Consider the following 13567-nt stretch of genomic DNA (forward strand, 5'->3'; position numbering starts at 1 on the left):
TGTATGAAGAAAAGTGCTTTAGTATTAACATTCGTTCTTTTAGGAAGTTTTATGCTTTCTGGCTGTTCAAAAGATGAAATTCTTGATCATTATAATAATATCGTTCAGTCGGCTGGAGCCATAGAGCTTACAGGAAAGTCATCTTTGGAAGGAACAAAAGAAAAAGGAATCGATGATTATACGGGAACTTATACGGCTGATTATGAGGATTTTTCAGATACAGAGTATTTGTTCGGAGGAACTTCCATAAAAAGAGAAGCCGGTAAGGAGCTGTCTATTGACTGCACTTTGGAGGTTACGGAAGGTACTGCAAAAGTATTTTGGATTTCTGGATCTGATAAAGCAGTCACTTTGATTGAAACAACCGGAACTTATAGTGACACAATTACACTTCCTGATGGCGGAAATTATGTCGGCATTGAATGCGAGAGTTTCACAGGAAGCATTGAATTAAATATTGAATAACATTCTGCCGGACGACGGCAAAAGAAAAAAAGCCGTCGTACAGCAGACAATTTGACACGCCCATTTGAAACGGCGGCTTTGATTTCAGAGCCGCCGTTTCTTTGCGTTTACACAATCCTATGACGACTTGCAGGGACACGGTAGCCGATTGGAGGTTATTTTGCCGTGTTTCGTTTGCTTTTTCAAAGCTCACATGATCTACATCAGTTAAAAAAAGCATTGCTCCTCCTCCGGGCAAGTATAACATTGCATCGGCATTATCGTTCCATGTAATTCAGTATAATAATGACTGTTCTTGGCGCGCCAGTTTTCCCTCACGGAAATCTGGCGTTTTTTGTTGCCATTTTTTCGGAGATGACCCGGTTGTCTGCCGGTGTCGGTCTCCGCCTCCATTCGATTCACCCGTCAATCACCCGTGAATCGAAATGGAGGTACATAATGAAGAAAATTAACCTTCGGGAACTTTATCCTGATGTTTATACAACAGACTTTTTTGTAGATGTGACAGAGAAAGTAATGGAGACTATTCGAGCAGCTGAACGTGCGGAGGCTGCGTATGAGCGAAAGATGTATCGTTATAAAGCACAGTATTCTCTGGATTGCGAGAATGGCATTGAAAATGCGGTGCTATTGAAGCTGTAAACACCGGAGATGCTTCTGGAGGAAAAACAGTTTCAGGAGCAGGTCTATGCCGCTGTGATGAAGCTGCCGGAGAAACAGGCAAAGCGCATTTATGCCCGATACTATCTGGGAATGGCGGTAAACGAAATTGCCGAAGTAGAAGGTGTAGACCCAAGCCGTGTCCGAGACAGTATCCGCCGTGGATTAAAGCAGCTTGTAAAATATTTTTGATAAAATTTCATTTGATGAGCCTGTTTTTTGTCAGTGTTAATAAGAAGGTTATACCGATTTGAAGTGCGCTTATTAAGAAAACGCCAGATCCAGGGGCGTAGCACCTCTGCATCTGGCGTTTTCTTATAGATTTGTACTTGCCTGTTTATCCGATATACGGGAATATTAAAGTGGCTTCACACCCTTTCGGGAAAACATTAGTAAGTTTGAAAGTGCCGTTATGAGCTATGGCGACTTGTTGGACAATCAGCAATCCAAGCCCATGTCTTAAATCAAGCCGTCCATCTGTGCTTTCCATATAATGCGGTTTTTCTTCCAGCTCTTGCAGCTTTTCAGCAGGCAGACCCATTCCGTTATCCGTAACCGCCAAGATAAGATGGTTTTGCGATGCTGTAAGAGAAATGCAGACTTCACAGCCCTGTGGGTTGTGTTTCATGCTGTTCTGGACAAGGTTGTTTACAGCTCGCGAAATCAATCTGGCATCACATTCCAACACAGCATTTTCGGCGTCAGGAGTGATCTTAATTCCGATGTTGTAGCTATCGGAAATTCCTGTATTCAACAGGTCTGCTACATAGGATCGCAGTAGTTTGGATAAGCGAACCATCTCTTTATGAAGCGGCTGCATCTCATATTCCAACTGCGATACTAAATTCAAATCCTGCACGAGTTCTTTGATTTTGGCGCTTTGCTTTTGCACGATCACAGCCTGCTCTTTTCCCCCCCTCACTGGCTGTTTTGTCTGCGGCGATCCGGTCTGCATAGCCCATAATCATAGAAAGCGGAGTTCGGATGTCATGAGAGACCCCGCTGATCCAGTTGGCTCTGGCTTCGTTTTGCCTGCTTAATATCAGAGAGGCTTTATTTACGCTGTTCGCAATTTCGGATAACTCTCTATCAATATGGAGAGAAACGGGTTTGCCATCGGCCAATGTTTCAATGGCATCTACAATCGGTTCCGTGTTCTGGATGATCCTGCGTTTTGAAAAATAGTAGGCCAAAAACAGGCACAGCACATCCATGCCCAACATTCCTATCACATAGAGGGGAATTTTCTGAATAGTCTCCATGGAATAGTAGTTGCTGGTGAGCTTCATATAGCTATTCTTTGGATACCCTAAAACTAACAATCCATCCTCTGTACTCCAGACAAAAACAGGATAATCCTCCAGATAGCCTTTGGAAAATAAAGCTACCTCTTGAATGCTGTAATGTTGCGGCACTTCTTGTGGCACATCGAGCCGCCAGAAGCATTCGCCCGTTGACGTTAGATACATGGCCCAGATATTGTACTGGCGCAATTTCTGCTCTGCGTAATCGGGCAAACCTTCTGTGGTAGCCGCAGTAGAGGTCAGCTCAAGCATGGCGCGCGGGGACGCTTCTCCGTAATCCTCTGAAACTGTGTGATAGAAAGTCACGCCATACAGAACGACATTGACAATTACCAGGATCAAAAGAAATGCAGCGAAAGACGCCAAGTGCTTTGAAATATAGGTTCCAAAAGATTTCATGGCGTCACTTCCTTGTAATCAGTTTATAACCCAGCCCCTTGATCGTAATCAGGGAAACGGGCTTTGAGGGATCGGCTTCAATTTTTTCCCGAATCCGCCGTACATGGGCATTCAGGCTATTTTCATAGCCGAAAGGATTGTCGCCCCATAATGCTTCACAAAGAGCGTCAACCGTAACGATCTTTCCCTCGTTGCGGGCCAGCGTTTCCAGCAGGGTATGCTCTTTTGCGGTCAGGGGGATAATCTCGCCGCCCTTGTTGACCTCTGCCCGGCTAAAATCAATCGTACATCCATCCAGGAAAACCCGCGGGCTGTCCTCTTTATAAGTTCGGCGCAAAACCGCATAGACACGCAGTAATAGCTCCTGCGGCATAAACGGCTTTGAAATATAATCGTCTGCTCCAAGGCCAAGACCGGCCAACTTGTCTGCTGCTTCGTCTTTTGCGGTCAGAAAGATGATTGGCACATTTGTAAAAGTGCGGAGCTGCTTCATCAGGGAAAAGCCGTCCCCATCTGGCAGCATGACATCCAAAACCATCAAGTCGGGTTTTTCTTTTTCTGCCGTTATTATAGCCTCTTTTACCGTTGCGGCAGTAAGTACCGTTTCAAAACCAGCATCGCTTAAAATATCGGATACCATTTTCAGCAAATCTGGCTCATCGTCTACAAGCAAGAGCTTCTTCCGATGCAGAAAAGAGTTGTCCATAGCGTCACCTCCCGAAAGTATTATAACATAGGATTTCAAGTCTGCGGAGGGCATCCTCAAAAAGTAAGGTAAAAGTAAGGACGGGAGAATGTAGATGTCAGGTTGAAGTTGTACCATAGAAGCATCGAAAGGAGATGTTTCTATGGACTATATCATTACAACGGAACATTTGACCAAGAAATATAAGAACTTCACTTCGGTCAATCATGTTTCGCTTCATATTCGCAAGGGCAGCATTTATGGTTTTCTTGGCCCGAACGGGGCAGGCAAATCCACTACCATGAAAATGCTGTTGGGGTTGACCGCTCCCACAAAAGGCAGCTTTACCATTGATGGGAAACAGTTTCCGCAGGATCGGATTGCCATTCTCAAAGAGATCGGCTCTTTCATCGAAGCGCCATCTTTCTACGCAAATCTCACCGGGCGGGAAAATCTTGACATTATCCGCCGCATTTTGGGACTGCCGAAAGCTGATGTGGAAGATGCTCTGGAACTGGTAGGGCTGACCGAGTTTGGCGACCGGCTGGCAAAACAGTATTCGCTGGGAATGAAGCAACGCTTGGGCCTTGCCGGGGCGCTCTTGGGGCGTCCGCCGATTCTGATTCTGGACGAACCCACAAACGGTCTTGACCCGTCTGGTATCCACGAAATCCGCAATCTGGTAAAATCCTTGCCCAGCCTTTACGACTGCACGGTGCTGATCTCGTCCCATATGCTGTCTGAAATCGAATTGATTGCAGATGACATTGGGATTCTCAACCACGGGAGGCTGCTGTTTGAGGGAAGCATGAATGATCTGCGTCAATACGCCCTGCAATCCGGCTTCGCTGCGGACAATCTGGAAGATGTGTTTCTTTCTATGGTTGAGAAAGATAACATGGACAGAAAGCAGAGGGCAAAATTATGAAAACGCTGGCAATCGAACTTCGGAAAGGAAAGCGAACCGGCGTGATTCCCGTGCTGCTGGCCGTTGGTGTCTTGGGAGCCGCCTACGCATTTGTCAATTTCATTGTGCGGAAAGACACACTTCTGAATTTGCCGCTGGCCCCGATGGATGTCTTGTTGACCCAGCTCTACGGCATGATTATGGTGCTGAATCTGTTCGGTATCGTGGTTGCTACCTGCATGATCTACAACATGGAATTTAAGGGAAGTGCCGTAAAGAAGATGTATATGCTTCCCGTCAGCGTCCCGGCCATGTATCTGTGCAAATTTCTGATTCTGACGGTCATGTTTTTGGTTGCAATCGTGCTGCAAAACCTGGCACTTGCACAGATTGGAATGACGGACTTGCCGGACGGAGCATTTGAGATGGGTACGCTGGTACGCTTTGCCGGATACTCTTTTCTCACATCCATGCCGGTACTGTCGTTTATGCTGTTGATTTCCTCGCGCTTTGAAAATATGTGGGTGCCGCTTGGAATTGGTGTTGCCGGTTTTCTGAGTGGTATGGCCCTTGCAAATTCGGGGCTGATGCTTTTGCTGGTGCATCCTTTTGTGATTATTCTGAAACCAGCAGTAGCCATGAGTGCCCAGCCTGATTCGACGGTTGCCCTTGTCGCTTTGGTGGAAACACTGTTGTTCCTTGCTGTGGGCTTGTGGCTGGCGAAGTACAGACGCTACGAGTAAGGAGGGATAATAAGAAATGAGCTTTTTGGATTTACTCAAAATCGAGTTTATGAAAGTAAAACGCTCCAAAATCGTACCCCTGATTTTCATTGCACCTTTATTGGTGGTGGTTTCCGGGGTTGCGAATTTGAGCAACTACTTTACACCGGAATACACCAATGCGTGGCCTGCCATGTTTATTCAAAGTGCGCTTGTTTACGCCTACTATCTGCTTCCATTCAGCATGATCGTGGTTTGCGTGATGATCGCAGGACGAGAAACAGGAAATAACGGGATTCTGAAAATGCTGGCGCTACCGGTCAGCCGCTGCGCATTATCCATTGCCAAATTCTGTGTGCTTACCTTTTATCTGTTTATGGAGATGGTGGTGTTTCTTGTCGTATTTGTAATCGCTGGGCTGATTGCGACACAGACAATGGGAGTAACAGAAACCCTGCCGATCCTATATCTTCTGAAATGGTGCTTGGGGCTGTTTCTGACTATGCTGCCGTGCATTGTGGCTATGTGGGCCATCACTGTGCTGTTTGAAAAACCGCTTCTTTCTGTGGGATTAAATCTGCTGCTTGTGATTCCCGGTGTATTGGTTGCGAATACGCCGCTGTGGATCGCCTACCCGTACTGTTACAGCGGTTATCTCGTTTCCTGCTCTCTCCATGACTTTACAGCAGAAACTTCCGACGCCGCTTTTTCGTTTTCGGTGTTTCCGTTCCTGCCGTGCGCGATTGTAGTGTTTGGCCTGTTTTTCGCGCTGGCTGTCACCCAATTTGGGAAAAAAGAAATGAGGTAAAACTATGGAAAAGAAAAAATTTCAATCAGTTAGTATCGCTGCGCTCATTGTGAGCATCCTACCGCTGGTGGCTCTTGCCCCATCGCTTCTGCACCTTTCGCTGTCGGATGGAGTCCGAACCGCTTGGGCCGGAGCCAATATCGTTTTTGTCCAGTATGTTTAATAGGGTCTGACCCCAATGTCGGGAACTTTGAGAAGTGTTAACAGGTATATATTGGAAGAATTCAGCCAGGGAAACTCTGGCTGATATAAAAACACATCTGCAGAAACAGTGACTGAAGAAATTTTGAGTAGTGGAATTGGGAAGAAGTATTTAGATACTATAATAAAGAGATTAGCTGGCTTGTATACTGACAGAGAGGACATAGTAAACAGATTTGCGTTATTATCAGGGATTGTAGGGAGATTCCGAAGAGCTTTTGTTCAGATGATGAAACAATAGGATTGGTACAGGAAATATATGGAACAAAAGTTAATAAAGGGATTTGTTGCGTTTTCCGCTATAATAATCTGCCAGCAAAGAATGTGTTGCCTGAATATGTTTGTGATTATAAGAAACGAGCAGGGTTATTTCAAAGATCAGCAGATTTAGAGTAGTTCTTTTTTTTCTGAGAGAAAATTAAAAATCGTTTTTGGTTCTTCTGGAGAGTGATTATAGCGTTTGGGAAACATCCGGAGAAACCATTACCTCAGAGTGTCGTAAAGTTCTTTATCAAAGAAGGCTTTGAGATGCCCTTTCTTTTTTATGCAAATCTTTTCTCTTGTCTACATATATAAACCTAAGAAAAAGCTTGACGTTTAAATATTACAAGTGTAATATTTAAGAAAATATGAAAAAAGGAGAAATAAAACTATATGAGAAAAAAGAAAAGAAAAAAACACACGAAGATTATTACAAAAATAGTTTTATTTAGCGGTATATTGATTGGTGGTGGAAGCGGTATTGTAACAATAATGAATTGTAATGTTCCTGAAAAAAGACTAATGGAATATATGAAATATATTGAAAAAGGGGAATATGAGCAAATGTATGCCATGCTGGATCAGAAAAAAAGCAGCATGAACAGTAAGGAAGAATTTATAGAACGAAATTCTAAAATATATGAAGGCATTGAGATGTCTGATCTGTCCATAACCGATATTACAGTAAAAAGACAAGAAAACGGAAATGCGGCAGTTTCCTATACAACAAATATGCAGACTGCTGCAGGAAATGTAGAATTTACCAACGATGCGGTATTTTCACATGATTGGACAGGATATCATTTAATCTGGCAGGATCAGTTGATTTTTCCAGAGTTATCTGCAACGGATAAAGTTCAGGTAACGTCAGAAGAGGCAAAGAGAGGAGATATTTTAGACAGAAATGGTCGTCAGTTGGCTGGAGAGGGAACTGCATCTTCGGTAGGAATTGTTCCGGGCAGGATGGAGAACAGAGAAGATACAATAAAAAAACTGGCAGAGTATCTTGGAATTGGAGCAGACGAAATTGAGGATAAGTTAAAAGCCGGTTGGGTAAAAGCAGATTCTTTTGTACCAGTAGCAACAATTCCTAAAATACAAGAGGTCGATCTTTTGACAGTGAATCCGGATAAAACTGTTCTGGAAGAAAAAGAAAAGCAGGACACATTATTGAAGATTCCAGGTATTATGTTATCTGATGTAAAAGTACGAACTTATTATCTAAAAGAAGCTGCCTCTCATCTGGTAGGGTATGTACAGGCGGTTACAGCCGAAGATTTGCAGGAACATAAAGGGGAAGGGTATCGTACAAACAGTGTGATTGGAAAGACTGGACTGGAAACGCTTTATGAAAAAGAACTAAAAGGAACAGATGGGTGTGAAATCTGTATTGTAGATGCAAATGGAAATAAAAAAAGTGTTATTGCATATGAGCCTAGAAAAGATGGAGAAGATATCCATACTACGATTGATGGTGATCTTCAAAGTACTCTTTATGAACAATTTAAAGAAGACAGAGGATGTTCTGTAGCCTTGAATCCTTATACAGGGGAAGTACTGGCGTTGGTAAGTACGCCATCTTATGATAATGATTTTGTACGTGGAATGGACAATAGCCAGTGGAGTGCATTAAATGAAAATGAAGACAGGCCTTTATACAACCGCTTTCGCCAGACATGGTGTCCAGGCTCAACTTTTAAACCTGTAATTGCTGCAATTGGATTAAAAGTGGGGGCATTTACTGCAAATGACGATTTTGGAAATGAGGGTCTGGCATGGCAGAAAGATTCCTCGTGGGGAGATTATACAGTGACTACACTTCATGATTATGCACCTGTGATCTTGAAAAATGCGCTTATTTATTCAGATAATATTTATTTTGCAAAAGCAGCATTAAAAATTGGTGCGGATCAACTGATGCAGTCTCTAAATCAAATAGGATTTAATCAGGAACTTCCATTTGATATTAAAATGTCAGAGTCCCAATATTCTAATATGGACAAGATAGAAACAGAAATCCAGCTTGCTGACAGTGGGTATGGACAGGGACAGATTCTGGTAAATCCTTTGCATCTTGCAAGCATTTATACGGCTTTTCTAAATGATGGAAATATGATAAAGCCATATCTTCACGCGGATGGTGGAAGCACTTCCAGTGAAATCTGGATAAAAGATGCTTTTTCACCACAAATTGTTTCGGAGGTTATGGAGGGGTTAGAGGGTGTAGTGAATAACCCGGAAGGAACTGGTTATGGAGCATGCCGGGAAGACATTAGATTAGCAGGAAAAACCGGAACAGCGGAACTGAAAGCTACAAAAGAAGATACATCTGGAACAGAAATTGGCTGGTTTACAGTTTTTACTACAGATAGAGATACAAAGAATCCTATTTTGCTCATCAGTATGGTAGAGAATGTGAAAGATATTGGAGGAAGCGGTTATGTGGTGGAAAAGGATAAGGCGATACTGGATGAATATCTTGGTAATGAATAATTTTTACCTTTAAATATTACAAATGTAAGAGGAAAATGATATGAAAAAAATTTGGAAAATATTTGTGGGAGTTATTTTTCTTGCTGTCTGTAGTGGATGTGGCATAAAGAAAGAGCAGAAAAAGACAATTGAAGATACGAAAGAAAAAATTTACAGAGAGTGTGAAATGCTGGCAGAAGACTATCAGAGCATATATGAGAATGCTGCGAAAGAAAATGCACTATATGAGTTGAGTACAATACAAAAAAGTATGGATTATTTTGGAAAATATGGATATGCAGTAATTGATTCCTACAATCAGCTGGATATGGTTCAAAGTATTAAAGTAGATGATTTTTTGAAAAAAGCAGAAAAAGAGAAAAATGGAAAAACTACTATATTTCAAGTTATAGCAGGGGATCATTTTATTCGGTATGATCTGAAAACCAAACAGGGGAAAATAGACGTTGAAGTAAGCTCTTTTAAATGGAAAGAGGATACTTGGCAGGAAACATATTATCATGAGTTTAGAGCTAATTCATGGAAATATACAGAAAACGGGTATTTCTTTATGGAAGAATATCATCCGGCTGGATATGATGGACCGTCTGGATATCGGGCCTTTCGGGTAGTGCCGTTAAATAAAAAATGCAGGGAGCTGAATCGAAAATATATACTTCCTTTTGGATATACACTTAATAAATTGTTTACTTCTAATTGGAGTGAAAAAAATTATGATGGAATAAATTTTTATGATGTTTTTGACCGTTTACTTTCAATGGAAGAAAAAACTGATGAATTTAAGGAAGGAAAGACTTATGAAATCCCAAAAGAATCATTTGAAGCGATATTTCAAAAATATTTTAATATAAGCGCAGAGATACTGCAGACAGGAACGGTATTTCACACGGAAACACAGACATATCGGTATCGAACCAGAGGAATCGTATATGATTTTGCTCCCACACCATATATTCCATATCCGGAAGTTGTTTCCTACATAGAAAATCAAGATGGAACAATAACACTGGAAGTAAATGCGGTATGGCCACAAAAAGAATTAGATCAGGCGTTTTGTCATAGCGTAACCATTCGGCTGTTAGATAAAGATAGATTTCAATATGTATCCAATTATGTATCAAGGTCAGAAATAGAGGTTACCTGGTATACGGAAAGATTATCAGACGAAAAGTGGGAGGAATGTTATGGAGATAATTGATATGAGTACAAAAAGAAAACTGAAAAAGATGGTGAGTGTTTTATTTATTTTGGGATGCTTTTTCATAGGAAATACAAAATGTAAAGGGGCTGATTTAGAATATATTTCACAGGAAACTGCGAATTATGCTGTACAAGAAAGAGGATATGATTTGCCAGTAGATGAAGTCGTGAAAGAAGAAGCTATTGAAGATTGTAAGAATGTTATGAATCAGATGAAAGCCATTTATCAAAAGGCGGATAAAGGAACTTCATCGAATGTAGTAGTTTCTGAGACAGTAATGGAAGAAATGCAGGAAGTATTAAAGGAAAAAAATGTCCCTGTTATTACATCAGCGCCGTATTCAAATATGGCTAATTATTCTAAAATGGAAGAATTTCTTTTCAAGGCAGAACAGGATCTGCCAGGAGATATCGTCTTATATAGGATTAACAGGGATGGTGGGATAGAAAGACTCAAATTCAATTATGATGGGACAGATATGTATTTGTTGGCTGTGAAAGTTGTTTGGGGTATGAACGACAATCCATCTATTGTATATGTTTCGTATACAAGGATAGAAGAATGGAAATATACAGAAAAAGGCTGGTTTGGTTATACGCTATGTGTTCCAAAATATCCGGAAGTATCAGAAGCGGTTGATGGCAGTTCTATGATAAGAATTAAACCTTTAAGTGATGAATGCAGGGAAGTTTCAAAGAGGTGTGTGTATTTGCTTGGATATCAGGGGAATAATCTTTTATGTTCTGATTGGGATAGATCTGATATGGAAGGGTTAGATTATAATGGTTTATATGAATATTTATATCGAATGAAATACGGGGAGAGATATGAGTTTTCAGGTAACTCAAGTGGAATTCCGGCAGAAGAGTTTGAAAATCTGATAATGGAGTTTTTGCCGATAACAGCGGAGCAAATTAAAAAATGGGCAGTATTTGATTCGGAACATCAAACTTATGACTGGGAACGATTAGGTTGTTTAAATTATAGCCCTACTTATTTTGGAACATCTTTACCGGAGGTCGTTGAAATAAGAGATAGCGGAGAGGGAAACAATGTGCTGGTTGTTGATGCTGTATGTGATACATTTATATGTAATGATGCCGTTATTACAAGTGAGCTGACTGTTAAGTTCAACGATGATAAGAGTTTTAAATATATGGGGAATAAAATTCTGAATAATGGTACGAAAGAAGTTCCCAAATATCAATATAGAATAAAAAGAAAGAACTGATAACAACTATCAGCCCTTTCATATTTGTTAATTCCATATATGTAATTTTTTTAAGATATCAGAAGTGATTTCAAATGCCTTTTTGCCAGTTGCATTAGAATCACTTTGGATATTGGTTGCAAAATAATAGCTGTTATCGGAAGTTTCTACATATCCGATAAACCAGCCGTTGATATCCTGTCCGTTGACACGACCGGTTCCAGTTTTTCCGTAGAAATTACCATTAGGTGTACTGGCAATTTTTATAGCATTTTTAACAGAAAATACATTTTGGGAATTTAGATGGAATTCATTTGTGTTAAATTTTTTCAATAATGTTACTTGCTCTAAAGGCGAGATTTTTAATGAAAAATCGGACCAGTATAAATCCAGATTTGAACTGGTTGTCTGGTTTCCATATTCTATTTTATTCAAAAATTCCTGGACTCTGTTAATTCCGAGCTGCGAATCAATTGCCTGGAAATACCAGTTAACGGAATTTTGCATAGCAGAGTTTAAATCCTGATCAGCTTCCCAGGATGGAAAAGGAAAGGCATCACCATTCCATGTCATGGAAGAGTGTTCTGGTGTGATGATTCCGGATTCCAACCCTAATAATGCATCGTATATTTTGTAGGTAGACTCTGGCGGAATACGTTTGGTGGCTTCTTCAAGATCGTATATTTTCCAGGAATCCAAATTATTGTCATACAAAACAAATGATCCATCATATGTTCCAAATGTTTCGGATATATCTAACAGGGAGATATTTTTGTCTGTATCACTAAAATGATATACGCTTTGAGTAGAGGCATCAATGGATAAAATGGGTGTACATCCAATAAAAACAGCACTAATGACCAGATAAATTATCAATGCTCTCATTTTTTGATAAAGAGTTTCTTTCCTAAAAACGGCGATGTTGAGAATACGTCGTTTCATCTGCCTGAAATTTCCGGACATTCCAACTGCCAGTGGAGAGGAAAAAGAGGATATTTTTTCCGCAAAATTAATCAGTGTAGTTCCATAAGCTTGGTATTCATCAGCAGAAATCATCTGCAATACAGCAGAATCACAGGCTATTTCACGGTCACAGAAAATTTCTTTTAAAGTGTACCAAACAAAAGGGTTAAACCAGTAGAGTATATTACTTATGACCATGAGGAAGCCAATAAATGTATCTTTGTGACGGTAATGCTGTAATTCGTGTAGCAGCATAAAACGCATATCATCAGGATTCAGTTCGGAAATTAAATGGATGGGAATGTAAATCCTGGGATGTATTATTCCGATTAAAACTGGTGATTTTAAAAATGCAGTACTGTAGACTGATACTGGGTGAGAGATTTTAAGTTCCTTTAAACAATTGTAATAAATAGTTTTTACCTGCTGATTTTGAAGCGGGAGAGCAGATCTTTTTATGGAACGTACATAGTTTAATGAATGAAGGGTGAGGACTGACATAATCATAACACCCGTTATCCATATTAGAAAGAGTATGGTATTCAAGCCTCCAAAAAATTGACTACTGATGGAAATTGAAAAATCATTCACCTGGTTTAACAAAATATTTTGTGTATTACTGGTAAGTTCGGATAGCGTGTCGGTACCAGAGTTAAGTCTTGAGTCAGTTTGAAAAAAATGTAACCATGAAAAAAGTTGTGAGCCATGAATCTGTACAGGAAAAAATGGCACGGCAAGTAGTAAAAATAAAAGAAAACAGAGATGGTACTGTGTAGCCGCAGATAAATATTTTTTCAGAAGTTTTTTTGTTCCGATTATTACAAGTGTAAAAATACATATGAAGATATTACTGATTAAAAAGTGGATGATCCAGTTGCTCATTCAAAACCTCCTATTTCTGATGTTTTGATAATAAATGGCGTAAGTTATCAATTTCTGTTGAAGAGAGCTTATCGTCTTCAAGGTAAGAAGCCAGCATAGAAGAAAGATTTCCATTATAATATCGCTTTAAAAAAGAATTGCTTTCCTGGCGTATATATTCATCTTCTTGGACTAATGGAGTATAGACAAATACCCGGCTTTGTTTTTCGTAGGAAAGAGCTTTTTTGGAAACAAGTCTCTTGATAAGAGTTTGAATTGTTTTTGGACTCCAGCTGGTAGTTAGAGTAAGTTTTTCTGTAATTTCATTTGTATTGATGGGAGCATATTTCCATACAATTTTCATAACTTCAAATTCGGCTTCTGAAATTTGGGGTAGTGACATAATAAAATCCTCCTGCTAAATCCT

At 40.3% G+C, this 13567-nt stretch carries 14 protein-coding genes and 1 pseudogene; 9 read left to right on the forward strand and 6 right to left on the reverse strand.

Going from position 1 to position 13567, the window contains the following annotated elements; genetic code table 11:
- Positions 1-3 precede the first annotated feature (3 nt).
- A complete protein-coding gene (locus tag ABHC48_RS09435) occupies positions 4-465 on the forward strand; it encodes a hypothetical protein (RefSeq protein WP_195700201.1) in 462 nt (153 codons plus the stop codon).
- On the opposite strand, the gene ABHC48_RS09440 is transcribed toward ABHC48_RS09435, so the two are convergent.
- Entirely contained in the window at positions 434-685 is a 252-nt protein-coding gene (locus ABHC48_RS09440; RefSeq protein WP_138344404.1) for a hypothetical protein, read from the reverse strand. The genes ABHC48_RS09435 and ABHC48_RS09440 overlap by 32 nt on opposite strands.
- A 218-nt stretch (positions 686-903) precedes the next feature.
- Here ABHC48_RS09440 and ABHC48_RS09445 point away from each other — a divergent pair.
- A pseudogene (locus ABHC48_RS09445) lies at positions 904-1317 on the forward strand (sigma factor-like helix-turn-helix DNA-binding protein).
- A gap of 145 nt (positions 1318-1462) precedes the next feature.
- Here ABHC48_RS09445 and ABHC48_RS09450 read toward each other — a convergent pair.
- Genes ABHC48_RS09450 through ABHC48_RS09460 form a run of 3 tightly spaced genes read right to left on the reverse strand, consistent with a single transcriptional unit; the run spans position 1463 to position 3534 of the window.
- The gene (locus ABHC48_RS09450; protein WP_334285717.1) at positions 1463-2017 is read right to left on the reverse strand and encodes an ATP-binding protein; all 555 of its coding nucleotides are present in this window, start codon (positions 2015-2017) and stop codon (positions 1463-1465) included.
- Positions 1947-2828: a histidine kinase dimerization/phospho-acceptor domain-containing protein gene (locus tag ABHC48_RS09455; RefSeq protein ID WP_334285718.1), complete on the reverse strand. Its 882-nt coding sequence runs from the start codon at positions 2826-2828 to the stop codon at positions 1947-1949. The genes ABHC48_RS09450 and ABHC48_RS09455 overlap by 71 nt, the downstream gene beginning before the upstream one ends.
- A gap of 4 nt (positions 2829-2832) precedes the next feature.
- A complete protein-coding gene (locus ABHC48_RS09460; RefSeq protein WP_025581231.1) occupies positions 2833-3534 on the reverse strand; it encodes a response regulator transcription factor in 702 nt (233 codons plus the stop codon).
- 142 nt (positions 3535-3676) lie between these two features.
- Between ABHC48_RS09460 and ABHC48_RS09465 the strand changes: the two genes are divergently transcribed.
- From ABHC48_RS09465 to ABHC48_RS09495, 7 genes are all read left to right on the forward strand, one after another.
- On the forward strand, positions 3677-4441 hold the full coding sequence (locus ABHC48_RS09465; protein ID WP_119243647.1) for an ABC transporter ATP-binding protein: 765 nt from the start codon (positions 3677-3679) through the stop codon (positions 4439-4441).
- Positions 4438-5163, forward strand: coding sequence for an ABC transporter permease (locus ABHC48_RS09470; protein WP_138344406.1), 726 nt, complete (start codon positions 4438-4440; stop codon positions 5161-5163). The genes ABHC48_RS09465 and ABHC48_RS09470 overlap by 4 nt, the downstream gene beginning before the upstream one ends.
- Positions 5164-5179: 16 nt before the next feature.
- Positions 5180-5950 (forward strand): ABC transporter permease, encoded by a 771-nt coding sequence (locus ABHC48_RS09475; protein ID WP_195700202.1) that lies wholly within the window; start codon positions 5180-5182, stop codon positions 5948-5950.
- A gap of 4 nt (positions 5951-5954) precedes the next feature.
- Positions 5955-6113, forward strand: a complete 159-nt coding sequence (locus tag ABHC48_RS09480; RefSeq protein WP_171030307.1) for a hypothetical protein — start codon at positions 5955-5957, stop codon at positions 6111-6113.
- Between the two features lie 692 nt (positions 6114-6805).
- The gene (locus ABHC48_RS09485; RefSeq protein ID WP_195700203.1) at positions 6806-8905 is read left to right on the forward strand and encodes a penicillin-binding transpeptidase domain-containing protein; all 2100 of its coding nucleotides are present in this window, start codon (positions 6806-6808) and stop codon (positions 8903-8905) included.
- A gap of 40 nt (positions 8906-8945) precedes the next feature.
- Positions 8946-10103, forward strand: coding sequence for a DUF6070 family protein (locus tag ABHC48_RS09490; protein WP_195700204.1), 1158 nt, complete (start codon positions 8946-8948; stop codon positions 10101-10103).
- On the forward strand, positions 10090-11337 hold the full coding sequence (locus ABHC48_RS09495; protein WP_117628249.1) for a DUF6070 family protein: 1248 nt from the start codon (positions 10090-10092) through the stop codon (positions 11335-11337). The genes ABHC48_RS09490 and ABHC48_RS09495 overlap by 14 nt, the downstream gene beginning before the upstream one ends.
- Before the next feature lie 27 nt (positions 11338-11364).
- Here the strand turns inward: ABHC48_RS09495 and ABHC48_RS09500 are convergent, their stop codons facing one another.
- On the reverse strand, positions 11365-13161 hold the full coding sequence (locus ABHC48_RS09500) for a BlaR1 family beta-lactam sensor/signal transducer (protein WP_195700205.1): 1797 nt from the start codon (positions 13159-13161) through the stop codon (positions 11365-11367).
- Between the two features lie 10 nt (positions 13162-13171).
- The gene (locus ABHC48_RS09505; protein ID WP_092073165.1) at positions 13172-13546 is read right to left on the reverse strand and encodes a BlaI/MecI/CopY family transcriptional regulator; all 375 of its coding nucleotides are present in this window, start codon (positions 13544-13546) and stop codon (positions 13172-13174) included.
- Between the last annotated feature and the right edge of the window lie 21 nt (positions 13547-13567).

Source organism: Ruminococcus sp. 1001136sp1, from assembly GCF_039841815.1.
Lineage (GTDB): Bacteria > Bacillota > Clostridia > Lachnospirales > Lachnospiraceae > Blautia_A > Blautia_A faecis.